This window comes from Tessaracoccus sp. MC1865 (assembly GCF_017815535.1).
In the GTDB taxonomy this organism is placed as follows: Bacteria; Actinomycetota; Actinomycetes; order Propionibacteriales; family Propionibacteriaceae; genus Arachnia.
In genome coordinates this window covers 1,382,900-1,407,566 of the sequence record NZ_CP072596.1, presented here as the reverse complement: position 1 = coordinate 1,407,566, position 24,667 = coordinate 1,382,900, and the positions used below count along the sequence as shown (strand labels likewise).

The window sequence follows — 24,667 nt, the reverse complement described above, 5'->3', positions numbered from 1 at the left end:
ACCCGGATCAGCCAAACCGACCTCTCCGGCAGAGCCGAGCCCAGTGCCCTGCGTCGGTGCAGAGCCCCCATCGACCGCCCCGAAGCCCGCCGCGACCACCCCGCCGGTGAAGTAGCCGTTCGTGCGCACCGCCCGCACAGGCCGCGGCGCCTGCCGTTCCTCCACGCTGACGACGGTGTACGCGGCCACGCCCGGAGCAACCGGCGGTTACGCGTTCACGCAGAGCGGCGAGTGGGTGTTCGACAACATCCTCACGTTCAGCTGACCGGCTCGATCAGTTCGGGTCCCTCGGTCCCCACCTTGTTCACCGTCCGCGACACCTTCCGGTGCCCCAGGTCCAGCGGTGCGGTCAACATCGCCACGGCGGCCTGGGCATCCGTGAATGCGGGGTCCAGCCAGTCGTCCCAGCTGTCGCGCGGCACCACCATGGGCATCCGGTCGTGCACCCAGCCCAGCTCATCCGTCGCCTCGGTGGTGATGATGGTCGTTGTGGACAGCCAGCCGTCCGGTCCCTTCCAGAACTCGTAGAGCCCGGCCATCACCATGAGCCCCGACGGGGGGCTGAGGAAGTACGGCTGCTTGACTGGCTTCTTCTTCCCCGCCACGTCCTCGGAGCGCCATTCGTAGTACCCCAGGGCCGGGAGGAGGCAGCGGCGAGCGGAGGCGGCCTTCCGGAACGACGGCTTCTCCGCGACCGTCTCCACCCTGGCGTTGATCAGCCTCGCGCCACCGTCGGGCGACTTCGACCAACTCGGCACCAGCCCCCACTTCAGCGGCACCAACTTCCGGGTGACCCCGCCATCCTCCGCCCTGTCGACGACGGCGGGCACCACGTCGGTGGGCGCGATGTTGAAACGCGGGGTGGCCACCTCGGCCATCTCCTCGTCGATGAAGGAGATCTCGAACTCCTCCACCAGTTCACTGGGATGAGCCGTCGCCGCATACCGTCCACACATGACAGCAAGGCTAGTAGGGTTGCTCCATGAGTCTCTTGCGATTCGTAGCCCGAAGCCTGTTCGCCAGCTACTTCATCTCAGAAGGTGTCAAGGCGGTCACCAAGCCTGCCGACACCGCGCCAGATGCCGAAGCGTTCACCCACACCTTCACGCCGCTCGTGCAGCGCATCGTGCCGGCCGACCTTGCGTCCTACGTGCCCGAGAAGGCCGAGACGTGGGTGCGCATCTCCGGGGTGGCCCAAATCGTGGGCGGCGCCATGTTCGCCACCGGCATTGGCCGTCGCCTCGGCGCGGCCATGCTCGCCAAGGCCAGCGTCCTGAACCTCGCCATCTCCATGCCCGCCAAGCAGGCCACCAAGGAGGCCAAGGAGCATGCGCGTCCGGAGATGCTGCGCAATGCGGCCCTCCTCGGAGCCGCGGTGCTCGCCACGCAGGACCTGCAGGGCAGGCCCAGCCTCGGCTGGCGTTCCGCGCACGCCGCCAAGGTCACGGAGAAGAAGGTCTCCGCCCTGAGCAACGACGTGAGCCGGAAGGCCCGGAAGCAGGCGAAGAGGATCGGTAAGAAGCTCGAGGCTGTCACTCCTTGACCAGCCATTCGCTTCCCTCCGCCTCCTCCCCCGTCATTGGGGAACTGATCGTTCCCGGTTCCAAGTCGGAAACCAACCGCGCCCTGGTTCTTGCTGCCCTCGCAGACGGGCCCAGCACGCTTCGCGGCGTGCTCGACTCGCGTGACTCGCAGTTGATGATCGACGCGCTGCGCGCGCTGGGCGTCTCCCTCGAGGCTCGGGGCGACGCGTTGCGCGTCACCCCGCCGGTCCGTTTCCGCGGTGCAGCCAACATCGACTGCGGCCTGGCAGGCACCGTCATGCGCTTCGTGCCCCCCGTGGCGTTGCTGGCGGACGGGCCCAGCTCCTTCGTGGGCGACCCGCACGCTTCGGAACGCCCCATGGGGCCCCTGCTGGACGGCATGCGCCAGCTCGGCGCCCTCATCTCGGCAGATGCCGTCCCGTTCCGGATGGTGCCGCCCGCGTCGCCGGGGTCAGAGGCGGTCATCGACTCCTCTGGTTCGAGCCAGTTCGTCTCCGGCCTGATGTTGATCGGCGCGCTGCTGCCGCAGGGGCTGACCATCCGCCACACCGGGAACACGCTGCCGTCACGTCCGCACATCGCCATGACCGCGCAGATGCTGCGCGACCGGGGTGTCACCGTCAGCGAGCCTGACGAGAGCACCTGGGTGGTGGCACCGGGCAGCATCCAGGCCCGCGACACCACCATCGAGCCGGATCTCACCAACGCCTCGGTGTTCCTCGCGGCGGCCGCGGCCACCGGCGGGCAGGTCACAGTGCCCGGCTGGCCGCAGCAGTCGCTGCAACCGGGGGCGCTGTTCCTGGAGGTCGCCGAGCGCATGGGCGCCACCGTCGAGCATCGCGGGGACCAAGTCACCGTGACCGGCCCCTCACAGCTGCGTGGCGTCGACGTGGACCTCACCACCGCGTCGGAGCTGACACCGTCCATCGCCGCGCTGGGTGCTCTGGCACAGGGCACCACCCGCGTACGCGGCGTGGCGCACATCCGGGGCCACGAGACGGACCGCCTCGCTGCGCTGGTTTCTGAACTCCGCAAGCTCGGCATCCGGGCCGAGGAGACTGACGACGGCCTCACCATCGAGGGCGGCACCGGGCTCAACCGGGCCGAGATCGAGACCTACGCCGACCACCGGATGGTCCACTTCGCCGCCCTGGTCGCGCTGAAGCAGCCGGGCATCACCGTGACGGACCTGCAGTGCGTCTCCAAGACGATGCCGGCTTTCCCGCAGGACTGGGCGAGGCTGGTCGGTTGAGCAGCCGCTGGGACAAACACGACCGCGACGTCGAGGACTTCGACAGGCCTCGTCGCCGCACCCGTCCCCGCACCAAGGAACACCCGGACTACTCGGCGCTCCCCGTCGCGCGGGTGATCTCCGTGGACCGCGGGCGCTACCGCTGCCTGCTGGAGGGCCGTCCGGTCACCGCGGTGCGTGGCCGCCTCATCAACCGCAAGGGCGGCATCATCGTCGGCGACGACGTCCGCCTCGACGGCGATGTCACCGGCGACGAGGGCAGCCTCAGCCGTATCGTCGAGGTGATCGAGCGCTCTACGGTGTTGCGCCGCAGCGCGGACGACGTGGATTCCTTCGAGCGCCCCATCGTCGCCAACGCCGATCAACTGTTCATCGTGACCGCGCTGGCTGATCCGCCTCCGCGGACGGGCATGATCGACCGCATCCTGGTGGCGGCCTTCGACGCCAAGATCAGGCCGGTGCTCTGCCTGACGAAGTCAGACCTCGCCTCGCCGGACGAACTGAAGCGCGCCTACGAACCGCTCGGCGTGCCCATCGTCGTCACGGAGCCGGACGCGGACCTGACGCAGATCCGGGAAGCCATCCAGGACAGGGTGACGGTGTTCGTGGGTCACTCGGGCGTGGGAAAGTCGACACTGGTGAACCGCCTCATTCCGGATGCGAACCGCGCCACGGCAGAGGTGAGCGAACTCACGGGTAAGGGTCGCCACACGTCAACCTCCGCGGTGGCGATGGAGGTCCCCGGCGGCGGGTGGATCATCGACACCCCCGGGGTGCGCTCGTTCGGCATCATGCACGTCTCCCCGGAGTCGCTGGTGGGCGCCTTCCCGGATCTCAGGGAGTTCGCCGAGGACTGCGCGAGGGGCTGCAAGCACGAGACAGGGGCTGTGGACTGCGCATTCGACGATGCCGTGGCCGACGGGCGGCTCTCTCAGGAGCGGCTCGCGTCCTTCCGCCGGATGGAAGCGGCGTTCATCTAGCGGTTGCCGCTACGGTGGTGCCATGGCACAGACAAAGGACCTCACCGACGACGTGCGCCTCGCACATCTCATGGCCGACGACGCTGATTCGCTCTCTATGAGCAGGTTCAAGGCGCTGGACCTCCAGGTCCGGTCCAAGCCGGATGCGACCCCGGTCACCGAAGCCGACACCGCCGTCGAGGAGTCCATCCGCCGCACCCTGGCACGCACCCGCCCCCGCGACGCGGTGCACGGCGAAGAGTTCGCCGACAGCGGCGACTCCCCGCGGCGCTGGATCATCGACCCCATCGACGGCACCAAGAACTACCTGCGCGGCGTCCCGGTCTGGGCCACGCTCATCGCGCTCGAGGTCGAGGGTCACATCGTCGCATCCGTCGTGTCGGCGCCCGCCCTGGGGAGGCGCTGGTGGGCGACGTCGGGCGGCGGCGCCTACACCGGCCGCTCCATCCTCAACGCCACCGAGCTGCGGGTGAGCAAGGTGGAGAACATCGCGGACTCGTCGTTGTCCTACTCGGACATCGCGGAGTGGGTCGATTCAGGCAAGGGCCAGGGATTCATCGACCTCATGCGCGAGTCGTGGCGCACCCGCGCCTACGGCGACTTCTGGAGCTACATGCTGGTGGCCGAGGGGTGCGTCGACGTGGCGGCGGAGCCGGATCTGGAGCTGTACGACATGGCGGCCCTCGACATCATCGTGCGCGAGGCCGGCGGCCGCTTCACGAACCTGAGCGGCGAGGACGGCGTGAAGGGCCCTGGTGCACTCGCCACCAACGGGCTCCTCCACGACGCCGTCCTCGGCTACCTCAGCTGATCAGAGCACCCGGACGCGCAGCGTCTCGTCGAGGGCCTCGAGCTCGGTGAGCAGCCCGTTGACATCCGCCGCGGCGATGTCGGTGATGGCGTAGCCCAGCGCACCCTTCGTCGACAACGTCTGCGACAGGATGTTGATGTCGTGCTTGGCCAGCAGGGAGTTCAGGCGGGCCATCACGCCGGGCACGTTGTGGTGCAGGTGCACGATGCGACGCTCGCGCACCGGACCGGCCGCGACCTCCGGCAGGTTGACGCTCATCGACGTGGAGCCGGCGTTCTGGTAGTCGTTGATCTTGCCGGCCACGTAACGCCCGATGTCCTCCTGCGCCTCCTGCGTGGAACCCCCGACGTGCGGGGTCAGGATCACGTTGCTGAGGCCCTGCAGCTTCGACACGAAGGGCTCGTCCTTGCTCTTGGGCTCCGTCGGGTAGACGTCGACGGCAGCGCCGGCCAGGTGCCCGGAGACCAGCGAGTCGTGGAGCGCGTCGAGGTCGACGACGTGGCCGCGGCACAGGTTCAGGAACAGCGAGCGGGGGCGCATCTTGGCGAACTCCTGCGCGCCGAACAGGTCCTTGTTCTCCGAACGGCCGTCCACGTGCACCGAGATCGTCTCGGCCTGGGCCAGCAGGGCGTCGAGGCTCTCGACGCGACGGGCGTTGCCCAGCGCGAGCCTGTCGGCGACGTCGTAGAACAGGACCCGCATGCCCAGCGCCTCGGCGACGATCGACAACTGCGAGCCGATATTGCCGTAGCCCACGATGCCCAGGGTGCGGCCACGCACCTCGTGCGATCCGACGGCGGACTTGTCCCAGACACCGTTGTGCATGTCGCGGTTGCGGTCCGTCAGCCTCCGCGCCATCGCGATGATCTCGCTGATGGCGAGTTCGACGACCGAGCGGGTGTTGGAGTAAGGCGCGTTGAACACGGCGACACCGAGCTCCGTGGCTGCCTCGAGGTCGATCTGGTTGGTGCCGATGCAGAAGGCGCCGATCGACTTCAGCTGGGGCGCCGCTTCGAGCACCTTCCGGGTGACGTGGGTGCGAGACCGGATGCCGAGGTAGTCAACGCCGTCGAGCGCCGCGACAAGGTCGCGCTCTGCGAGGGCGCCGGGGCGGAGCTCCACCTCAAAGCCTTTGGCTTCGAGGGACTTCACGGCGTCTTCATGGATGTTCTCAAGGAGGAGTGCCTTCACGATGGGACACTTTACGCGCCCGCACCCGTGGAGTTCGCGCCCGTCCAATCAGCCATGAGCGAATCGCCCCGTCCTGAGCGGCGGAAACCCTTACAACGTCAGGGTGGCGTCCACCAGCGCCCGGGTGTACGGCTGCTGCGGGTGGTCCAGCACGTCGGCGACAGCGCCCTCCTCGACGATGTGGCCGCGCTCCACCACCAGAACCCGGTCACACATGTGGCGCACGATCGCCAGGTCGTGCGACACCAGCACTAACGCCAGCGAGCGTTCCCGCACTTCGTCGGTGAGCAGGTTGAGCACCTGGGCCCGCACCGAGACGTCCAGCGCCGACACCGGCTCATCCGCCACGAGGAACGCGGGGTCAGAGATCAGCGCGCGGGCGATCGCCACCCGCTGGCGCTGACCGCCGGAGAGCTGGTGCGGGAACCGGTCCAACGTGTCGGCGCTCAACCCGACGCCCTCCAGGGCCCGGGCCACCACCTCGACGGAGGGTTCAGGCACATCGCCCCTCCCCCGCAGCACCGGTGAACGCAACGGTTCGGCGACGATGTCGCGCAGCTTCATCCGCGGGTTGAGCGAGGAGTTCGGATCCTGGAACACCATGGAGGCGGAGGCCCGCAGCCAGCCGCGTTTCCGTTCGGGGAGGCCGACGATGGAGCGGCCGTCGAACAGCACGTCCCCCTCCGACGGCGGTACCAGGCCGAGCATCAGCCTGGCCATGGTCGTCTTGCCGGAACCGGACCCGCCCACGATCCCGACGCGCTCGCCCGGCGCCACCACGACGTTCGACGGGTGCAGCGCGACGAACGGCCGCCCGGCCCTGCGGTAGGTCACGGCTGCGCCACGGAGTTCGACGATGTTCATGCCTCCTCCACCCGGTAGAAATCCGCCACTGAGGGGAGCCGCTCGCCGGGCGGCACCGCATCGATGCGCGCAGAGGCGATGAGGCCCTGGGTGTAGGGATGCTGCGGCTGGGCGATCACGGAGCTGATGGGCCCCTCCTCGACGATGCGTCCGTCCAGCATGACGATCACGCGGGCGGCGATCTGGCGCACGACGGCGAGGTCATGGGAGACGAAGAGCGCGGAGCGGCCCTCGAGTTGCTCGGCGAGCAGGGCGAGGATCTGGCGCTGGACGAGCACGTCGAGCGCGGTGGTGGGCTCGTCGCAGAGCACCAGCCCGGGCCGGTTGGCCAGCGCCATGGCGATCAGCGCCCGCTGGCGCTGACCACCGCTGAGCTCGTGCGGGAACGAGTCGGCGATGCGTTCGGGATCCGTGATGCCCACCCGACCGAGCCAGGCGAGGACTTCGGGGCGGATCCGGCCACGGCGGTCGCCGTGGTGCAGTGCGACGACCTCACCGATCTGGCGGCCCACCCGCATCGTCGGGTCCAGCGCGGTCATGGGTTCCTGGAAGATCATCGCGATGTCGTCGCCGCGCAACGCCCGGTATTCCCGTTCGGGCAGGCCCACCAGTTCACGGTCGTCCAGCCGGATGGAGCCGGTGACCTGGGCATGGTCCGGCAGCAGTCCCATGATGGCCAGTGCGGTGACGGACTTGCCGGACCCGGACTGGCCGATGATGCCGAGGCTCTCGGCGGCGTCGACGGTGAACGACACACCGTCGACGGCCCTGCGCTGGTGTCGCCCGAACGTGACCGTCAGGTCCGTGACCTCGAGGTAACTCACCGGATCTCCGTCAGCCGTGGGTCGAGGAGGTCTCGCAGACCGTCCCCCAGGAGGTTGAAGCCCAGCGTGGCGACTGCGATCGCCAGGCCGGGCCACAACGCCTGGATGGGCTCGCTGAAGATGTAGTCCTGCGCCTCGCGCAGCATGCGGCCCCACGTCGGCTCGGAGGCCCGTGAACCGAGCCCCAGATACGAGAGCCCGGCCTCGGCAAGGATCGCCACGCCGAAGCTCACCGACGCCTGCACTCCCAGCACAGGGGCGATGTTCGGCAGCACGTGGCGCACCGCCACGGCCGTCCCGGGGGTCCCGCTGAGGCGGGCCGCCTCGACGTAGCCCTGCGACATCACCTGTAACGTCGCGGCCCGTGCGATGCGCAGGAAGGCGGGGACGGTGGCGATGGAGATCGCGAGCATCGCCGTCCAGGTCGACCCGCCCAGGGCGGCGGCGAACAGGATGGCCAGCAGCAGCGCCGGGAAGCCGTAGAGGATGTCGGCCAGGCGGGCGGGGATCTCCCCCATCCAGCCGCGCTTCATACCGGCGAAGATCCCGGCCGGCACGCCGACGACGGCGGCCCCGGCCACCGACACGATGCCCACGAGGAGCACGATCTTCGCGCCGTTGATGATGCGGGAGAAGATGTCGGCGCCGAATCCGTCCGTGCCCAACAGGTGGGGCCAGCCGGGCTCAGCCAGCCGCTCGCCCACCATCGCTGTGGGGTTGTACGGGGTCCAGAAGACGCCGGCCACGGCGAACATCACCACCGCGCCGATGAGGACGAGACCTGTGTAGAGCGTCGCGCGCTTCATGCCGCGTCCGCCGCACGTCGGAGACGGGGATCGATGAGTTGATAGGCGACGTCCACCAAGAAGTTGATCACCAGCACGCTCCACACCAACAGCAACACGATGGCCTGGACGACGGCGAGGTCTCGCTGTGACACAGCCAGCAGCAGCGCGGAACCCAGGCCCGGCAGCGCAAAGACCTGCTCGATGATGATGGCGCCCACCAGCAGGGTCGCCAACTGGAGGCCGATGACGGTCAGCAGCGAGATGGCGATGTTACGCAGCCCGTGCCGGAACAGGGCCCCGGCCCTGGACCAGCCGACGGCGCGGGCGGTGCGGAAGTAGTCCTCCTGCATGACCTCGATCACCGACGAGCGCACGTAGCGCGAGATGACGCTGCCCTGCACCAGTGCAAGCGAGACGACGGGCAGGACGAGCCGCGTGAGCCACTCGCCGATGGAGTCCCAGTACGACACGTAACCGCCGGCGGGTAGCCAGCGCAGCTGGATCGCGAAGATGATCACCAGCCAGATGCCGGCCCAGAAGGCGGGCACGGCCAGCCCCACCTGCGACAGGGCGGAAACGGCCGCTCCGTCGGCGTGCCGCCGTCGGACCGCCGCGTACGCCCCCGCCGGAACCGCCACCAGCACCGCGACGAGCATGCCCAGGATGGCCAGCGACAGCGTCACCTCCAGGCGCGCGGCGATCAGGGGCGCGACGGCGCGGCCACTGATGTAGGAGGCGCCGAAGTCGAACCGGAGCACACCCCAGAGCCACTCGAGGTACCGCAACCCGAACGGGCGGTTGAGGCCGAGCCGCTCCCGCAGCGCCTCCGCCTCACCCGGCGCCGCGTTGGAGCCGAGGATGATCTGGGCCATGTCGCCTGGGAGGGCGTTGGCCACCACGAAGATCAGGAACGAGGCCAGCAGCAGGCTGGCGAACAGCCACGCCGCCCGCACCAGCACCCGTCGCAGGGCCACGCGCGATCAGCCCCTGGCGAGCATCGTCAGGTCGAACGACAGAGAGATCTGGTTGACCTGGACGCCCGAGATGTCGGGGGTGGTGATGATGATGCTGGGCAGCAGGAACAGCCAGTCGGCGGCCGCATCGTCGGACAGGAGACGGGCGGCTTCCTTCAGCTTCTCGGTCTGCTCCTCCGGGGTGAGTGAGGCGTCGGCCTCCTTCAACAGCTCGTTGTACTCGGGGTTGTTGTAGGCCCAGTAGTTGCCCTCGAACGAGAACGCCGTCATATCGCGCGGTTCCACGTGGGCCACGATCGTCATGTCATAGTCGTGGTTGCCGTAGACCTGCTCGAGCCAGCGGCCCCATTCGAGTTCCTCCACCACGACATCGATGCCCACGGCCTTGAGTTGTTCGGCAATGAAACGGGCCGACGGCGGCGCGTAGGGCAGCACCGGGACGCGCAGGCGCAGCGTGAGGCCGGACTCGTGGCCCGCTTCCTTGAGCAGTTCGCGCGCCTTGGCCGGGTCGAACGGGTAGGCCCGCGAGAGGTCCTCGTACCAGGGGTCTGTCGGCGGCACGTGCGAGCCGATCAGCGGCCCCATGCCCGCCCAGACCGCGTCGACGAGAGCCTCGCGGTCGATGGCGTGGTTGATGGCCTGACGGACCTTGAGGTCCTTGAGGGGCTCGGATCCGTGGTTGAAGCCGAGCACCACTTCGCCCGTGGTGGTGCCCTCATGGATGGTGTAGCGCGACTCGTCGCGGAACTGCTCGATGGACTGCGGCACGGTGAGGTTCGAGATGATGTCGAGCTGTCCCGAGAGCATCGCCGCGTTCATGGCGTTGGGGTCCGAGTAGTAGCGGAAGTACACGTCGGAGAAGCGGCCCGGGGTGCCCCAGTAGTTCGTGTTGGGCTTGAGCTGGATGTAGGAGCCCTCTTCCCACGCGTCGAAGACATAGGGACCGGAGCCCACGGGCACGGTGTTGATGGTGCCGAAGCCTGCGGGATCGGCCACGATCCCCATCGGGCCGCTCAGGTCGTACAGCCAGGCATGCGACGGCTGCTTCAGCGTGATCTCGACGGTGGACTCGTCGATGGCCTCGATGGTGTCGACAGGTCCCCACTTGTCCCGGATCTGCGCCGTCGCGGTGTCGCCGCGGTTGCGCTCGAAGTTGGCCACGACCGCCTCCGCGTCCAGCGCAGCACCGGAGGCGAATTGGGCGCCGGACTCCAGCGTGAAGGTGTACACGAGCGAGTCTTCGGAGATCCGCCACTCGTTGGCCAGCAGCGGCTTGATGTTGCCGTCCGAGTCCACCTTCACCAGCGTCTCGTAGACGTTGTACAGCAGCACGAACGGCGTGCCCGCACCGGCCACGGTGATGGGGTCGAGGCCGTCAGGCCGGGTGGTGACGCCGATGTTGAGCGTCGACTCGGCTGTCTCCGGGGCAGGGTCAGGGCGGGCGCAGGCGCTCAGCACCACCGATGCCACGAGGGCCAGGATGACGGCCACCGACAGGCTGCTACGGCGCATGAGGGGTTCCCTTCGAGGGTCTGGCTAGAGCGTCATCAGTGTAACCAGTAGGTTTTTGGTGCGCGATCATCCAATCGCTCCTGAGCCGTCACGGGCGATCAGGACCGGGGGTATGGTGACGCCCGTCAGGTCCACCCCGGGGTTTGCGATCTGCGCCAGAACCATGTCCAACACCGTCGCCGCCACCTCCTCCACGGGTTGCGCCATGCTGGAGATGCCGAGCTCCCGCGCCACGGGGGTGTTGTCGAAACCGATGATCCACCGGCCGGATTCACTGCGTCGGCGCAGCACGGTGAACGCGCCCAGCGAGAGGGTGTCGGAGGCACAGACCACCGCCGTCGCCCCCATCGCCAGCAGTTGCGTCATGCCGGCTGCGCCGTCGTCGACGGTGTCCTCCACCTCGACCGCCAGTTCGTGCTCCGCTTCGGGCGTGAGCCCAAGGGCCTCAGCCCAGCCGGCGCGCCGGTCCTTGCCCACCGGGGAGCCGTCGGACCAGCCCAGGTACCCGATGCGCTCGTGCCCCTGGCTCCGCAGGTGGGCAGCCGCCTCGGCTGCGCCGGCGCGGCCGTCGACGTCAGCCCAGCGCCCGTGATCGGGCGCGCCCCACGGTCTGCCGAAGGCCGCGAAAGGTACGCCTGCGTCCTTCAGCTGCTCCGGACGACGGTCGTCGAGCCAGGTGTCGGTGAGGATGCAGGCGTCGATGGCCAGCGTGCGGCGCAGTTCGACGAGCTTGTCCACCTCCTCGTCGTTGGTGCGCGCCGGGAACAGCACGACGCGGTAGCCGCTCTGATCGGCCCGTTCGACGAGTGAGTGGGTGAAGGCGTCCATGATGGAGCCACTGATGCCGTTGCGGGGATTGCTCAACCTGAGGCCGAGCGACATGGCCCGCTGGTTGCGCAGCGCGCGGGCCGCCGCCGAGGGGCGGTAACCGGAGCGTTCGATGGCCTCCTGGACCCGCGCCCGGGTCTCCGGGCGCACCCTGTCGGGGAAGTTGAGGACATTGGAAACCGTCTGCCGTGACAGGTTCAACTCGGCGGCCAGGCTCGCAAGCGTCGGCTTGTTCATCTCACCCCCTGGATCGTTCAAGTTGCAGCAATGGTGCTCTGCAACGACGCCGGGGTCAAGCGACGCGGCCGAGCATCACATCCAACTGGTCGAGCGGGCCGCCCGTGGGCGATGCAGCACGGGCATGAGAAAAACTCCCGGCCAGATATCTGGCCGGGAGTCTTCCGGTAGTAGCGGGGACAGGATTTGAACCTGTGACCTCTGGGTCTGGGGTTTCTGACCTCTGGGAGTGGTTGACCTTTGGTGATGCCGAAGTCGACGGCTGGGTCGAGGCACCGGCACCGTTTCGTCTCGATGGCAAACAGATACAACACCAAATCAGTGTGAATCGCACTGGGCCTGATGGAGGCTCGGGCTATTGGATTCCGACCAGGTGTTGGTCGGTCCGTTTCGTAGCGTAGAGCGTTTCCTCGAACTCTGCTGGTGGGACGTCGGACAGATAGCTGTGCAAGCGCTGGTGGTTGTGCCAGTGGACCCAGCTCAGTGTGGCGAGTTCGACGTCTTCCACCGTCTTCCAGGGGCGTCCTTCACGGGCCGGGCCGCGGATCAACTCGGCCTTGTAGTAGCCGTTCACCGTCTCGGCGAGGGCATTGTCATACGAATCGCCGACGGTGCCGATCGAGGGCACCGCACCGATCTCAGCGAGGCGCTCGCCGTAGCGGATCGACGTGAACTGGGACCCGGCATCGGAGTGACACCGCAGCCCATCGAGCTGAGTGCCGCGTGACCAGCGGGCCATTTCGATGGCGTCGAGGACCATCGTGGTCCGCATGTGGGACGCGACCCGCCAACCGACGACCATTCTCGAGCAGGCGTCGATGATGAAGCAGACGTAGGCGATGCCGGCCCAGGTCGGCACGAACGTCAGGTCGGTGACCCACAGCTGGTTCGGTGCCGTGGCAGTGAAGTCGCGGCGGACCAGGTCGGGGTGCCGCGGCATGCCCGGGTCGGGCTTGGTGGTGCGGACCCGTTTGGTTCGCCGCACGCCTTCGATCCCGGCGGCGCGCATCAGTCGGGCGACCTGGTCGCGGCCCACGTCGTGACCTGCACGTCGGGCTGCCTTCCAGATCTTCCGCGCACCGTAGACGCGGTAGTTGTCCTCCCACAGCCGCCGCACGACTGGGCCCATCACCTCATCACGCTGAGCCCGTGCCGAGGGTTGCCGGCCCTTGATCGCGTAGTAGCTGCTTGGGGCCACCTGCAACACGCGGCAGATGAGCTCGACCCCCAAACGCCGTCCCGCGACGATGTCGTCGCGGTTGGCGTCGATGAACGCGGCTACTTCTTGTGCTGGCGGTCGAGCTCCGCCCCGAAGAAACTCGCTGCCCTCTTCAAGATTTCGTTGGCACGCCTGAGCTCACGGTTTTCCTGCTCAAGCGCCTTCAACCTCTCCGAATCGCCGGTGCTGACCCCGGCGACGTGGCCCTCATCGATGTCAGCTTGGCGAACCCAGGAACGCACCGATTCGGTGCCGTAACCGAGCTGGGCCGCGACGCGTTGCACCGTGCCGTGCCCGGTTCCCAACTCGGCACGCAGTGTCCTGACCATCCGCACCGCAGCGGCCTTCTCTTCAGGGCTGTAGCGACGCGTGGTCGGCTTCCCCGGGGTGGTGTCCTTCGGCATGAGACCATCCTCGTTTCAAAACGATGGAGACTCCAACCAACCCAGTGCGATTCAGCCAGCCGTACTGGAAGGACCTGGGGCGAGCAGTCGCGGTCGAGTGCCTCTCGACGCTCGCATCGACCGAGGGCCTCACCGTTGGTGCGGTGTTCCGACATGGGGCTCCCGAGGACGTGGCCCAAACTCGGCATACCGCCTACAGCGCTCTGGTCCGGCGTTCTAGGAAGAACTGGCTGTGAGCGACTCGTTGGCGCTGATCTTCATGGATGGCGACGGCAGTGATTCCATCTACCGCACTACCCATCGTGGTCTCAGCTTGGGGCAGCGCCGGGTGATCGAGGATGCAATCTATCTGGACTCGTCACACTCGCAGCTGGTCCAGATGGCAGATCTGGTTGCGTGGTGTGCACACGTCGTCGCAGATCCTCATCCCAAGAACGAGTTTGCCGCCAACTGGTATCACCAGTATCTAGCTGCCAGAGATCCCCGCCGGACACCGGAAAGGCTCTGACCCCCCGCGGGATGTACGGCGCCGGCCAGACGAGGCGCCGCACAAAACAGCTAGACCCCCTGATCCACGTGTGTGGGGGGGTCTGCACTGCAAACTGTACCACAATCGCTCCTCAACAGCTTCGCCCCGCCTGCTCTTGCTGCGAGAGTTGGACCTTGGATGGAGTTTGAGGTGGCCCCGTGGCACACCCTTGCAGACCGCCTCCATACAGAGTCGTATCCTTTGGGTGAGTTCCCGTGCCCGAAGGAGAGGCCCCATGCATTCTCACCATGATCATCGTCTTCGCGTCAGGGGCCCGCAGTGACTGTTCCTGCCAGCAAGGACGAACTCATCGCGGCGATCGAGAAGACCTACCAGCAGTTGGACAAGGACCTCGACCGAGTTCCGGCCGACGCCGCCCGCGAACCGGTGCTGGCTGGTCATGCCGCTGGAACCATGATGAGCCCGGCCGATCTGGTCGCCTACCTGATCGGCTGGAACCAGCAAGTCCTCACCTGGCACCGACGACGCGCCGAGGGACTCCCAGATGAATTCCCCGCCCCCGGCATCAAGTGGAACGAACTGGGCCTGCTCGCACAGCGCTACTACGCCGAACACGCCTCCGAACCATGGGACGGCCTGCGCGGCCAACTCCTCGACGCCAAGAACGAGATCCTCACCCTCACCGAGGGCTACTCCAACGAGGAACTCTACGGCGAGCCCTGGTACGGCAAGTGGACCATGGGGCGCATGATCTCGTTCAACACGTCATCGCCCTACACCAACGCCCGCGGCCGCATCAGAGCCTGGCTCCGCACCGGCCCAGCTCGCCAAGCCGAGTGAACTCGTTGCCGGCAGATGTCCAGGCCCAGTCGGGTCAGCTGTCGTTCTCTGGAGGTGCTGTGCGTTCGAGCAGGGCAAGGGTGGGCTTGTAGAGCAGGGCTGTCAGCAGCGATGAAACGAGCACACCCACGGTGTCGGTGAACACCACGGTGTACATCAACGCCAGCACGAGCCATGCCGCCACGTCCGCCAAGCGCTCGATCCAGAACCCTGGCGGGAGCCGGCCCGGGTTACGGCCAGGGTTGTGCGTCGCGGCGGTGACGTAGAACTTCTCGATGGGATCAGCGACCAACGAATAGAGCCACAGCACCGGGTACATCCACAACACGTGCAGCAGCACCGTCCAGACGGGGACCCGCAGCGTTCCAAACCACGGAACCGCAGCCGTCACAACGATCCCGGCGAGCATCGGCAGGGCCGCCACGAGGACGGCACCTGCCAGGAGCAGCGGTACCCACGCGGGGCCGTGTCGAGCCGGATCATCAGCGCTCATCAGATCAGGAAGAACACGATCCACTGGGCAGTTGCTCGGGCGACATCCACCGGCAACCCTTGGTTGACAAGGAAGATCGTGATCCCGTATTCGGTGGTGGCGCTCATCTGATCGATGACCTTCACGATCTTGTCGGCCCAGGGCCGGATCGTCTTCGGCAGATACGGACGGCCGTAAGTCAGGGCAGCTTTGATGGCCTTCTTCGCGATCGCAGTCCACGAACGTGATGCAATCCCATCAGCGCGGCCAGCTGCTTCTCCTGCTGCGTGGGCGGCTTGGAGATCGCCCGCGGCACGGGCTGTGTTGGCCACCTCGAGCCACTGTGGTGCTGTCAGACCGCCGAACGTGGTGGAGGCTTGGTGGGTGGCAGCAACAACGGCGGCTGGCTGGGGCGTCGCGTGGGAAATGGCGGGGGTCAAGCCCCATCCTGCCACCGCAGTGGCTGCGGTGAGCGCCGCAGCGACCAGTCTCGTACGCGGGTGTGATCGAGTCATGATTACCTCTTCATGTAGTAGCCGATGGTGTGACCATACGAGACAAGAAAGGCCTCACGAGCAGCACAGAACCAGCCCTGCCCAAATGGAGGTCAATGTCAGACCGATTGGATAGTAGAGGCCCGGTGTCGACGGTCCTCTCGGTGTAACTGAGCGGGGACCCGCATGCCCTCTGGAAATGAGCCAAGACGCTGCCCGCAAGTAGCCCAGGATCCCCATCCGCGCACGGCAGCCATCCGTCCATCACGGCGCCGAAACTCCATCCGACCAGACAACGCAGACTGGCCAGATGACCGTTGTTGGGAGAGCCAGGAGACGGCACGATGAGGAGTGCAAGCGCATCGAGATCCGATGACGCAGCCATGGAAGAAGGAGCTATCAAATGCAACCCCGTGTCAGGAACGCCTTGGCCTCGATGACGATCCTCGCAGTGGCGATCGGCGGAGCAGGGTTGTGCACCCCGGCGAATGCAGCGGAAACGACCCCGACCCCTTCCTATGCCTCTGCCCAGGTTGCCACGGCGGAACCCGCACTCAATCCCAGGCTCACGACCACCGCAGCCGACCTCATGAGCGCCCTGGAACTCATCGATCAGATTCCCACCTCCGTACTGGAAGCTGGGGACGTCGCCACGCACGACTGGGTGGCCAACAACTTGGTGGTGCCGCGCGCAAGCATCCTCGGCTGCACTGGAGCCATCGCAGCATTCCTCGCCTCCAACTTGTTCGCTGCTGCCAAGATTCTGAAGATCAAGAAGCTGATCAAGAGCCTCGGAGGCGTCACTGAGGCGGTCAAGGTCATGTGGGGCGCAAGTTTCTCCTATGAGAAGATGAAGGCCGCAGGAGGCGCCCTCGCAGGACTGGCAGGTGAGCTCTTCGGAATCACCGCGATCAAGACTCAGTGCTTCAGCTGACTCTCGGAAGGAGCCAATGACAATGATCAAATCCATCGAACTAGGTGCAGGTTTTCTCTTCTTAGTGAGTTCTGCACTCTTCGCCGGAGATGGGCAGTTCCTCGCAGCAAGCGGTCTGGCATTGGTGTCAATGATGATCTTCTTCTTCGGAGCGACACCCGCCAAGGAGTTTCAGTTGGGCCTCAATGGCGTCCCCTCCCCATCTGAGATCCGCCGGCACCGGGACAAACACCCCGGCGTGTCCATCACCCAAGCCATAGAGGACCTCAGCCGAGCCTGACACTCAACCAAGCCAATCAACCTCGTCGAGGCATTGTTCAACAGCAACGTCTCGACGAGGTTGATCATGTGCCGGCTGAAGGCCCAACTGCACCGAGGCTGAAGCTCGTCCCCATACCGTTGACTGATCACGCGCCGATACCGCTGCATCCTTCGGGCGGGCCCAGCTGATCCTCAATAGCTCGGCGATGACGCGTTGGAAGAGATCGTTGGCCCGATGCAAGAAGAGCCCTTGGGAGGCGACCACCTTACTGAGCAGCGCATCGAATTGCGGGTCCTCGCCGAGGATGTCATGTCGAAGCGGCCTTCGAGGCGGATCCAGACATCTGGATCGGTGAAGTAGAAGAACATACCGACGGTACCGCCCTGCATTGTGGCACGGATGTAGGCCTCCAGCTTCTCAGGAGGGAATCCACCCACATCCCGTTTGGGCCTGGCACCGCGAAACATCCTGTAGTCCTTCCTCCGGTCGGCCTCGACGTAGACCACACACCGAGGAAAGAAATGCATCATCGCCAGCAGCACGAAGGAAAACCTCCCCGCATAGTCATCATTGCGGGCGACTTCCATATGGTCGATGAAGTCAGCACTCAGATCACCGGGAGGGACCTGAGGCATAATCCCGATGACCCGCAGCTCCGGGGCTTGAGCCATCTCCTCAAAATGCTGCCAGTGCGCCTCGTTCTTCCTGGTCATCTCCCTTCGATCTCACCATTCTCTTTGATGGATACCTTCTGCCCGGGCAAGCTCAGTCAATGTCATCGGCGGGCAGCTCCGGATTCGTCGCCGGTGTGTGGATCCATTGACGCATCGCGATGCTGGCCACGGCCGCGACGAGAGCCATGCCCGTCATCTGCGGAAAGGCCGGGTGGCCGATCATCGAGGCGCTGATCGTGGCAAACACTGCAATCGATGTCGCGCAGTGATAGGCCAGCGTCGGCCGAGCCCCGGTGCGTTGGACCATGGAGACACCAACGATCACCACCGCCAGCAATGCCCCGGCAACACCCACCCGCCAAAGCGGCAGCACGTCGAAGAGAGCCACCGCGCAACCGACAATAGTCACAACGAAGAGCTTTACGATCACGTCCATTTCTGGCCTCTGGTCTCTCGAGTTTCGGTCGCTTGGTCGATGCGCGGCATCAGTCAGACCAAGCCCATCTGGATGCAGCGCACTGCGGTTGACACCCGGGAGTGGGTGTTGAGCTTCGCCGCGGCGCTTGCCAGGCGCGCCTTGACTGATGACTCCGACAAGTAGAGGTCGGCGGCGATCTCGGCATTGGACTTGCCCAGGACCAAGAGCCGCAGCGCATCAAGTTCCGCTTCAGTGAGATCCACTGACTCAGGAAGAGGGCTACCTTCGGGTGCCAAGGTCTCGAGGATCTCCGGCGACACCACACTGGATCCGGTCGCAGTTGCACGGATGGCATCGAGAATGGCGCGAGGACGCGCACTCTTGAGAAGGTAGCCGTGGGCGCCGCGGCTCAAGGCGGTGCGAATGGTCACGTTGTCATCGAACGAAGTCAGCATCAACACACGGGTCTCAGGGCTGAGAACGACGGCCCTGGCCAAGACCTGCAATCCGTCCAAGACAGGCATCTGGATGTCGACCAACGCCACCCGAGGCGGTGACGAGGCGATGAGCTCCAATGCTTCCTCGCCATCTGCAGCGGTACCTGCGAGATGAAATCCCTCCTGGGCAGCGATCAGGGACCCGAGGGTCTCCCGGACGAACAGGTCATCGTCGGCCAAGACCACGCTGACGGGCTCTTGTTTCACGAGCCTCATGCGGTCCTCACCTGTGCGGCGGGCAGAGACAAGCGAACCATCCACCACTGCGCATGAGCGGTGGCCGTCAGCAATCCACCAGCCGCCGTAGCCCGTTCGCTCATACCGAGGATCCCGAACCTGGGGCGGTCAGATGTGGCAGCATCGTTGGCCCGGTAGGGGTTGGTGATTGACACCTCCACCTGCGGCCCGGTCCACGACGCAATCAGTGAGCACTGCCCGGGTGCGGCATGGCGCTCGATGTTGTTGAACACCTCGACCAGGATCCTCGACAGCGTCTCATTGACAGGCCGAGGCAACTGGTCGAACTCGAAGTCCACGTGCTGGGCCCACTGGAAACCTGCCTCCTTCAGGGCCTCCGAGCGTTGTTTGATAAGCGCCTGAGTCGGCACCACGAGATTGCGGGGGTGATGGGGATCCTCGGCCCGCAGCAGCCGCACGATGCTGCGCATATCCGCGATCGCCCGCCGGCACTGCCCCGCGATGATCTCCAAGTCCTCACTGCTGGCCTGGCCCTGTTCCTGGCAGATATCCGCTCTCAGCGCCGCCACCGACAACTCGTAAGCGACCGTGTCATGCAACTCGCGGGAGATCTCCCTCCGGAGCGAGACGATTGCCTCCGAACTCTCCTGCTCCCGGCGTCGGCGTCCAGCCCGCAGTGCGTACCCGATGAGCACTGCACAGGCCACCAGAGCAAGCTCCAGCACGATCGATGGGATGAAGCCGGCCAGCGTCGGCGACGACACCGAGTTCCAGTAGTCGACACTGTGGAGAGACAGCACCCACAGCGCCAATGCTGCGCTGAACCACACATGCCCAGCGGTCATGCATGCCACCAAAGGCAATAACAAGCCGCTCAGCGCCCCTGTGTACTGGTCTGGCATCAGCACCACAGCCATACTGGCCAATACCACCGCAGCCACAGCCGATGCCCGCGGCCACCAAGGCGCGACCCCACCAGCCATCACCGCCGCTACCGAGACGGCCATCGCGCCAAGACGCAGCCCATCAATTGCGCCGTAATACAACACGGCCAAGGCTAGGAACACCGCCACCGCTGGGAAGACCCACATCTCCCATCTCGTCAGAGCAGGAGCACGCGATTCAGAAATCACCTCTTTGCTCACCAACTGCGTCATGCGCCCCGGTCACAGATGCCCAGCAGCCGCATCAGCCACGGGCAGGCCCCTGCTGCCACGGTCTGCACCGCAGCTTGCTCCACCGTCGGCATCCCGTGCGTCGGCGAGGCCGCCGCCGCGCTGCCAGGCCACGCAGCGAACGTAGTAATCAACAGGGCCGTCGCCAATCGAAAACGGAGTTGCATCAGGGTCCCCTCAAGCTTTACGGGCATGATCTGCCGCCAACCTACCGACACAAACTCACGTCCGAGACCCTGCCCCCAGCTACGGCAGCACATCACGGCCCACTCCGACGTGCGGATGAGACTCGCCCGCAAACGGCAGTTCCATCCGTGACGCCCAACGATCTGCTTGTGTCCCGCCTCACGCTACTGAACGCTCCGGGAGAGAGGACTGCCTACCGGGATAGCGTGTCCGACCGGACGGTCTTCGATCAGGAAACTGTCCGATCGGCCAGCAGCCACTCCCACCTGTCGCCCGCGCCACGACATCGCCGCCTAAGAACCGAGGCACCGTGCAGCTCGTGCCACACCGGGGGAAAGGTCGGCAGCACGCTCCGCGTGCCACAACGACACGCCTGACGGCGCGACCCCAGACACTACGTGTCAACCCAATTTTTCCCTTCTGGCGTTTCCATCGTGGCCGTCCGCGAGAACGCCGCCACCACCAGCGCTACGCGCTCCCTACCGGTCCTCACGAAATCACCGACGCGCTCGCAAGCTCGCTTATTCCGCCGACGATTTCGCTCCGGTCCCCGGGCTCCGGGGGGCGGACAGCAACCCCGCTCCCGTCCAGGATTCCCATCGCCCAGAAGGGCAAAAACAAAGGCGGGACCAGCCAAGCCCCCCACACGCCGCTAGGAGCACTCACCATGAACAAGAAGACCATGAGCATCAGCACCGTCGACGACCTGCTTGCCACCACCGTCACCATGTACGGGTTCTACCCGAGCGAGTCCGTGGTCGTCATGGCCATGCGCGGTAACAACCCGCTGTTCTGCGGACGTCTCGACCTGTCCGAGATGGATACAACCCCGAACCAGCTGGTCGACGCCATCCACACCAACGACGTCACCGAGATCATCGTGCTGGTCTACACCGAGCAGGACCCCCACGCCATCGCGAGGAAGGTCGCAGCGTTCGTCGCACACTTCGAGGTGGACATGCTTCACTTCCTCGTCACGGACGCGGCCACCGCATGGCACGCCGCCGACGACGGCAGCATCTACGACGCGCAGCCCGTCGATCTCCGGTCCAGCACCCCAGTGCTCAGCGCACTGTACGAGGATCACACGATCCACCAGAGCCGCGACGACGTCGTCGCCGCCATGCGCCCGGCAGCCGACCGCAGCGCACTAGCCGACGAGGAGCCCGACGCGCTCGCAGAGCTCCAGGAGCAGCACCCCACCAGCGAGGCGCGCTACGAGTTCACCCGCAATCTGCTGGCGAGGGTGTCGGCGCTGACGATGGCGGAGGCCCTTCAGGCCGTGGCTGGCGTGCACGAGCACATTGGCGCCCTCATCGACACGATGACCCGTGACGAGGCCAGCCAGTGGCTGCCGCGCCTCATCGAGATCCGCCGCAACGCCCTCGACGAGGCCGAGGGTGACGCCGTGGCCATCATGGCGTGGGCAGCGTGGCTCAGCGGAGGTGGCGCGGCCCTCACCGAGTCCCACGAGCAGCTGCGCAACGTCGACCCGGACCACGAGCTGGTGCCCATCCTTGACGCCATCCTGACCCGAGGGATCGACCCGAAGACGTGGCGACCGTAGCCACAGCCTCCCCGGGGCCGGCATCGAGCCGGCCCCCACGGGGCGAGGGGAACCAATCCCCTCGCACACCCCAGAACCCCGAAACGTCGACGCCTACGGCGCCGGCAGACCACTGGCCCACAGGGCCGGCAGCACGCTCCGCGTGCCACAACGACACGCCTACGGCGCGACCCCAGACACTACGTGTCAACCCATTTTCTCCCTTCTGGCGTCTCCATCGTGGCCGTCCGCGAGAACGCCGCCACCCCCAGCGCTCCGCGCTCCCTACCGGTCCTCACGAAATCACCGACGCGCTCGCAAGCTCGCTTATTCCGCCGACGATTTCGCTCCGGTCCCCGGGCTACCGGGGGGCGGACAGCAACCCCGCTCCCGCCCAAGATCCACGATCGCCCAGAAGGGCAAAAACAAAGGCGGGACCAGCCAAGCCCCACACACACCACTAGGAGCACTCACCATGAAGAACGCGACGTATTGGGCCATCGGTCGCCGCGAAACCGGCTCGGAGTGGGTGACGGTGTTCGGCGCCGCCCTCAACCAAGGCCACCCGAACATCGACCCGGGAACCCCCGGCCACGGGGCCAACCTCTACACCACCAAGGACAAGGCCGAGGCGGCTTTCAACGCCCTGCCGGCCGACTCCTACGGCCGCACCCAGGGCCAGGTGCACGCCGTCACCCCCGCAGGCCTCTCCTACTACCGCGCCGCTCACTGAAAGGACCCACCCGCATGCTCTCCACCTTTTGGGCCGCGATCGCCGCCCAGCTCGATCTGATCCGTACCCAGCGCCCCACCACCGTCGCGGAAGTCGGCCGCATCCTCGGCAGCGACCCTCAGCTCGCCGCAGGCGGCACCATCGCCTTCTTCGCCGGGTCCGGCGGCGACGATCAGCTCGTCGACGCGCTCATGGACGCCGGATGGAACATCGACTGGATCGACGGTGATTACCACTACACCGCGACCCACCCAGCCACCGGCCAGATGCTCAACTACGTCGAGGGCGACATCTTCGAGATCGCCCCCGTCCCGAAGTTCCCCACCCACTGACACTCACCACTCGAAGGCGACCCGATCATGGCCGAAATCGTCTGCGCAGCGCTCACCCCGAAGGGCGACGCCATCTGGAGCAGCCCCCACCTCACCGTCCACGAGAGCCTCACCAGCGACCACAGCGGCGAGCGGTTCGCCAAGTGGCTCGACATGCTGGCCGACGTCGTCGAGAACGACACGCCCAGCGACGCGGTCATCCACATCGAGGGCACCCGCGCCGCCTACGAGTGGATCCTCACTCTCGCAGCTGCGCTGCCGAAGGTCACCCACATCCGCATCCGAGACGACGAGAGCTAGGACCATGCTGGATCAAGACTGCCTGTTCGACCTCGACGAGCTGCGCCGCCAGGAGGTCGCTGAGACCCCCTGGCACGGCGCGCCGCTCGCCTACACCACCGACTACTACCCGGTGACGGAGCTGGAAGCCGCGTGGGACCGCTACATCGCGGAGCACGGCCACTTCGGTTGCATCCCGCGCAGCCACATGTGGCACACGTGGAACCCGCTCTTCACAGTGCGTGACGTCAATCTGGAGTCCGGCCACAGCCTCGTGGTCCTGTCCGCAGATACCCGCTGCGACGAGGATGACCACGACCACACCGCCGCACCGCTGCCCGGAAAGCTCATGTATCAGGCGATCTGCGAACAGTGCCAATGGCACCGCATCGGAGCCGAAAGCGAGGTGGTGATCGCGTGGCACGACCACGCGATGCCCGGATGGCGCGACCTGCCCGCCGTCCCCGCCAAGACGAAGAACGTCACCGCGTGGGCTCAGGAACACTACCCGGCCCAATGGCAGTTCGACGGCGCACCGATCGTCACCGCCCGCGAACATCCATCCGCGAGCCGCGCGGTGGCCGGACGCAGCCCATGGAAGGGCTACGACATCGCGGCCGAGACCATGTAGCCGAACGACACCCAACGCTCCGGGCCCCGACGGGGCCCGGGCGAGGGGAACCAATCCCCTCGCACACCCCAGAACCCCGAAACGTCGACGCCTACGGCGCCGGCAGACCACTGGCCCACAGGGCCGGCAGCACGCTCCGCGTGCCACAACGACACGCCTACGGCGCGACCCCAGACACTACGTGTCAACCCAATTTTTCCCTTCTGGCGTCTCCATCGTGGCCGTCCGCGAGAACGCCGCCACCCCCAGCGCTCCGCGCTCCCTACCGGTCCTCACGAAATCACCGACGCGCTCGCAAGCTCGCATACTCCGCCGACGATTTCGCTCCGGTCCCCGGGCTCCGGGGGCGGACAGCAACCCCGCTCCCGTCCAGGATTCCCATCGCCCAGAAGGGCAAAAACAAAGGCGGGACCAGCCAAGCCCACACGCACCACTAGGAGCACTCACCATGGCCCTCGATACCGTGACCGTCACCAGCTACACCAACGACCTGGGCAACTCCGGCGTCAACATCACCGGACCCAAGGGCACCATCCTCGTCACCAAGGACGGCGACCGCTTCAGCGACCGCTACCTGTCCTGGTGGTCCGACCAGATCACCACCCTGGCCTCCAGCCGCAACCAGCAGCGACTCATCGACGACGCCATCCGCCGCGTCACCGCCTAACCCACTCACACCACTCACCCCGCTAGGAGAACTCACCATGAGCAACACCGCCACCATCACCGGCCTTCTCATCCCTGATCAGGGCACTCCCACTCTCGTCGAGGTCGAGAACCACTGGCGCACCATCGCTGCGGCGATCGGCGCCGACTACATCGAGACCGTCTACAGCGACGTTGCCGAGGAGGCCGGTCTGGTCGTCGTGGTCGACGAGTGGGGACGGATCACCGGTCGCCGGGGGGTCAACATGCCGGCCACTCTCCTGTTCGGCCACCCCACCGGCCCGCTCGTCGGAGACGTCCTCATCCTTGGCGACGATGACGAGGAGTTCACCTCGATCCCCCAGGCAGCCGCCGATCTACTCCTCGGCCACACCCCGGCCGGCGCCTAAGCCGTAGACTCCCAAGCAAGGAA

The 24,667-nt window shown here is 66.3% G+C and carries 32 protein-coding genes and 1 other annotated feature; of the genes, 16 read left to right on the top strand and 16 right to left on the bottom strand.

The genetic code is table 11. From position 1 onward, the window contains the following. The first annotated feature begins 121 nt into the window (after positions 1-121). Positions 122-265 carry a hypothetical protein gene (locus J7D54_RS06450; protein WP_182764846.1) on the top strand — a complete coding sequence of 48 codons (144 nt, stop codon included), beginning with the start codon at positions 122-124 and terminating at the stop codon, positions 263-265. On the opposite strand, the gene J7D54_RS06445 is transcribed toward J7D54_RS06450, so the two are convergent. Next, positions 258-956 (bottom strand): SOS response-associated peptidase, encoded by a 699-nt coding sequence (locus J7D54_RS06445; protein ID WP_182764847.1) that lies wholly within the window; start codon positions 954-956, stop codon positions 258-260. The genes J7D54_RS06450 and J7D54_RS06445 overlap by 8 nt on opposite strands. 26 nt (positions 957-982) lie before the next feature. On the opposite strand from J7D54_RS06445, the gene J7D54_RS06440 reads away from it, so the two are divergent. The 4 genes from J7D54_RS06440 to J7D54_RS06425 are packed head-to-tail and all read left to right on the top strand — an operon-like array spanning position 983 to position 4,587. Continuing rightward, positions 983-1,543 carry a DoxX family protein gene (locus J7D54_RS06440; RefSeq protein WP_182764848.1) on the top strand — a complete coding sequence of 187 codons (561 nt, stop codon included), beginning with the start codon at positions 983-985 and terminating at the stop codon, positions 1,541-1,543. After that, on the top strand, positions 1,540-2,796 hold the full coding sequence (aroA, locus tag J7D54_RS06435; protein WP_182764849.1) for a 3-phosphoshikimate 1-carboxyvinyltransferase: 1,257 nt from the start codon (positions 1,540-1,542) through the stop codon (positions 2,794-2,796). Before J7D54_RS06440 ends, aroA begins: the two co-directional genes overlap by 4 nt. Beyond that, positions 2,793-3,776 carry a ribosome small subunit-dependent GTPase A gene (gene rsgA / locus J7D54_RS06430; protein WP_182764850.1) on the top strand — a complete coding sequence of 328 codons (984 nt, stop codon included), beginning with the start codon at positions 2,793-2,795 and terminating at the stop codon, positions 3,774-3,776. Before aroA ends, rsgA begins: the two co-directional genes overlap by 4 nt. 22 nt (positions 3,777-3,798) lie before the next feature. Next, a complete protein-coding gene (locus J7D54_RS06425) occupies positions 3,799-4,587 on the top strand; it encodes an inositol monophosphatase family protein (protein ID WP_182764851.1) in 789 nt (262 codons plus the stop codon). On the opposite strand, the gene serA is transcribed toward J7D54_RS06425, so the two are convergent. The 8 genes from serA to J7D54_RS06385 form a co-directional block, all read right to left on the bottom strand. Then, complete coding sequence (gene serA, locus J7D54_RS06420) at positions 4,588-5,778, bottom strand: phosphoglycerate dehydrogenase (protein WP_182764852.1); 1,191 nt, start codon at positions 5,776-5,778, stop codon at positions 4,588-4,590. Between the two features lie 90 nt (positions 5,779-5,868). After that, positions 5,869-6,642: an ABC transporter ATP-binding protein gene (locus tag J7D54_RS06415; protein ID WP_182764853.1), complete on the bottom strand. Its 774-nt coding sequence runs from the start codon at positions 6,640-6,642 to the stop codon at positions 5,869-5,871. After that, a complete protein-coding gene (locus tag J7D54_RS06410; RefSeq protein ID WP_182764854.1) occupies positions 6,639-7,466 on the bottom strand; it encodes an ABC transporter ATP-binding protein in 828 nt (275 codons plus the stop codon). Before J7D54_RS06410 ends, J7D54_RS06415 begins: the two co-directional genes overlap by 4 nt. Then, entirely contained in the window at positions 7,463-8,272 is an 810-nt protein-coding gene (locus J7D54_RS06405; RefSeq protein ID WP_182764855.1) for an ABC transporter permease, read from the bottom strand. The genes J7D54_RS06410 and J7D54_RS06405 overlap by 4 nt, the downstream gene beginning before the upstream one ends. After that, positions 8,269-9,228 carry an ABC transporter permease gene (locus J7D54_RS06400; RefSeq protein WP_209455228.1) on the bottom strand — a complete coding sequence of 320 codons (960 nt, stop codon included), beginning with the start codon at positions 9,226-9,228 and terminating at the stop codon, positions 8,269-8,271. Before J7D54_RS06400 ends, J7D54_RS06405 begins: the two co-directional genes overlap by 4 nt. A 6-nt stretch (positions 9,229-9,234) precedes the next feature. Beyond that, positions 9,235-10,740, bottom strand: coding sequence for an ABC transporter substrate-binding protein (locus J7D54_RS06395; RefSeq protein ID WP_182764856.1), 1,506 nt, complete (start codon positions 10,738-10,740; stop codon positions 9,235-9,237). 66 nt (positions 10,741-10,806) lie between these two features. Continuing rightward, positions 10,807-11,805, bottom strand: a complete 999-nt coding sequence (locus tag J7D54_RS06390) for a LacI family DNA-binding transcriptional regulator (RefSeq protein ID WP_182764857.1) — start codon at positions 11,803-11,805, stop codon at positions 10,807-10,809. Positions 11,806-12,160: 355 nt separating this feature from the next. After that, positions 12,161-13,428 (bottom strand): IS3 family transposase gene (locus tag J7D54_RS06385; protein WP_182764961.1). Its coding sequence is split into 2 segments (ribosomal slippage): positions 12,161-13,125 and positions 13,125-13,428, totalling 1,269 coding nucleotides; the frame shifts between segments, so codons are not numbered across the junction. Then, positions 12,995-13,129: a sequence feature (AL1L pseudoknot), on the bottom strand. Its footprint overlaps the gene before it by 135 nt. Before the next feature lie 232 nt (positions 13,429-13,660). On the opposite strand from J7D54_RS06385, the gene J7D54_RS06380 reads away from it, so the two are divergent. Then, the gene (locus J7D54_RS06380) at positions 13,661-13,936 is read left to right on the top strand and encodes a DUF3800 domain-containing protein (protein WP_182764928.1); all 276 of its coding nucleotides are present in this window, start codon (positions 13,661-13,663) and stop codon (positions 13,934-13,936) included. A gap of 300 nt (positions 13,937-14,236) precedes the next feature. Beyond that, positions 14,237-14,758: a ClbS/DfsB family four-helix bundle protein gene (locus J7D54_RS06375; protein ID WP_182764929.1), complete on the top strand. Its 522-nt coding sequence runs from the start codon at positions 14,237-14,239 to the stop codon at positions 14,756-14,758. Positions 14,759-14,792: 34 nt separating this feature from the next. Here the strand turns inward: J7D54_RS06375 and J7D54_RS06370 are convergent, their stop codons facing one another. Together J7D54_RS06370 and J7D54_RS06365 are read right to left on the bottom strand one after the other, a co-directional pair. Beyond that, positions 14,793-15,251, bottom strand: coding sequence for a hypothetical protein (locus tag J7D54_RS06370; RefSeq protein ID WP_182764930.1), 459 nt, complete (start codon positions 15,249-15,251; stop codon positions 14,793-14,795). Beyond that, positions 15,251-15,670: a hypothetical protein gene (locus tag J7D54_RS06365; RefSeq protein ID WP_182764931.1), complete on the bottom strand. Its 420-nt coding sequence runs from the start codon at positions 15,668-15,670 to the stop codon at positions 15,251-15,253. Before J7D54_RS06365 ends, J7D54_RS06370 begins: the two co-directional genes overlap by 1 nt. 457 nt (positions 15,671-16,127) lie before the next feature. On the opposite strand from J7D54_RS06365, the gene J7D54_RS06360 reads away from it, so the two are divergent. Next, entirely contained in the window at positions 16,128-16,658 is a 531-nt protein-coding gene (locus J7D54_RS06360) for a hypothetical protein (protein WP_182764932.1), read from the top strand. 22 nt (positions 16,659-16,680) lie between these two features. Continuing rightward, positions 16,681-16,938 (top strand): hypothetical protein, encoded by a 258-nt coding sequence (locus tag J7D54_RS06355; RefSeq protein WP_182764933.1) that lies wholly within the window; start codon positions 16,681-16,683, stop codon positions 16,936-16,938. Positions 16,939-17,111: 173 nt separating this feature from the next. Here J7D54_RS06355 and J7D54_RS06350 read toward each other — a convergent pair whose 3' ends face one another. From J7D54_RS06350 to J7D54_RS06330, 5 genes are read right to left on the bottom strand one after another with little or no spacing between them, the layout of a single operon-like run. After that, a complete protein-coding gene (locus tag J7D54_RS06350; protein ID WP_182764934.1) occupies positions 17,112-17,633 on the bottom strand; it encodes a hypothetical protein in 522 nt (173 codons plus the stop codon). A gap of 52 nt (positions 17,634-17,685) precedes the next feature. After that, positions 17,686-18,030, bottom strand: a complete 345-nt coding sequence (locus J7D54_RS06345; protein ID WP_182764935.1) for a hypothetical protein — start codon at positions 18,028-18,030, stop codon at positions 17,686-17,688. A 53-nt stretch (positions 18,031-18,083) separates the two neighbouring features. Next, a complete protein-coding gene (locus J7D54_RS06340; RefSeq protein ID WP_182764936.1) occupies positions 18,084-18,725 on the bottom strand; it encodes a response regulator transcription factor in 642 nt (213 codons plus the stop codon). Then, positions 18,722-19,864 carry a sensor histidine kinase gene (locus tag J7D54_RS06335; protein WP_182764937.1) on the bottom strand — a complete coding sequence of 381 codons (1,143 nt, stop codon included), beginning with the start codon at positions 19,862-19,864 and terminating at the stop codon, positions 18,722-18,724. Before J7D54_RS06335 ends, J7D54_RS06340 begins: the two co-directional genes overlap by 4 nt. Continuing rightward, positions 19,861-20,049, bottom strand: a complete 189-nt coding sequence (locus J7D54_RS06330) for a hypothetical protein (protein WP_182764938.1) — start codon at positions 20,047-20,049, stop codon at positions 19,861-19,863. The genes J7D54_RS06335 and J7D54_RS06330 overlap by 4 nt, the downstream gene beginning before the upstream one ends. A gap of 686 nt (positions 20,050-20,735) precedes the next feature. Here J7D54_RS06330 and J7D54_RS06325 point away from each other — a divergent pair. The 7 genes from J7D54_RS06325 (at position 20,736) to J7D54_RS06295 (ending at position 24,644) form a co-directional block, all read left to right on the top strand. Continuing rightward, a complete protein-coding gene (locus J7D54_RS06325) occupies positions 20,736-21,635 on the top strand; it encodes a DUF4192 family protein (protein WP_182764939.1) in 900 nt (299 codons plus the stop codon). 454 nt (positions 21,636-22,089) lie between these two features. Further along, on the top strand, positions 22,090-22,347 hold the full coding sequence (locus tag J7D54_RS06320) for a hypothetical protein (protein WP_182764940.1): 258 nt from the start codon (positions 22,090-22,092) through the stop codon (positions 22,345-22,347). 14 nt (positions 22,348-22,361) lie between these two features. Further along, positions 22,362-22,679 carry a hypothetical protein gene (locus tag J7D54_RS06315; protein WP_182764941.1) on the top strand — a complete coding sequence of 106 codons (318 nt, stop codon included), beginning with the start codon at positions 22,362-22,364 and terminating at the stop codon, positions 22,677-22,679. Positions 22,680-22,706: 27 nt separating this feature from the next. Then, positions 22,707-22,979 (top strand): hypothetical protein, encoded by a 273-nt coding sequence (locus J7D54_RS06310; RefSeq protein WP_182764942.1) that lies wholly within the window; start codon positions 22,707-22,709, stop codon positions 22,977-22,979. A 4-nt stretch (positions 22,980-22,983) separates the two neighbouring features. Further along, positions 22,984-23,589 (top strand): DUF6349 family protein, encoded by a 606-nt coding sequence (locus tag J7D54_RS06305; protein WP_182764943.1) that lies wholly within the window; start codon positions 22,984-22,986, stop codon positions 23,587-23,589. Between the two features lie 448 nt (positions 23,590-24,037). After that, positions 24,038-24,256 (top strand): hypothetical protein, encoded by a 219-nt coding sequence (locus J7D54_RS06300; RefSeq protein WP_182764944.1) that lies wholly within the window; start codon positions 24,038-24,040, stop codon positions 24,254-24,256. Positions 24,257-24,293: 37 nt separating this feature from the next. Next, positions 24,294-24,644: a DUF3846 domain-containing protein gene (locus tag J7D54_RS06295; RefSeq protein WP_182764945.1), complete on the top strand. Its 351-nt coding sequence runs from the start codon at positions 24,294-24,296 to the stop codon at positions 24,642-24,644. The last annotated feature ends 23 nt before the right edge of the window (positions 24,645-24,667 follow it).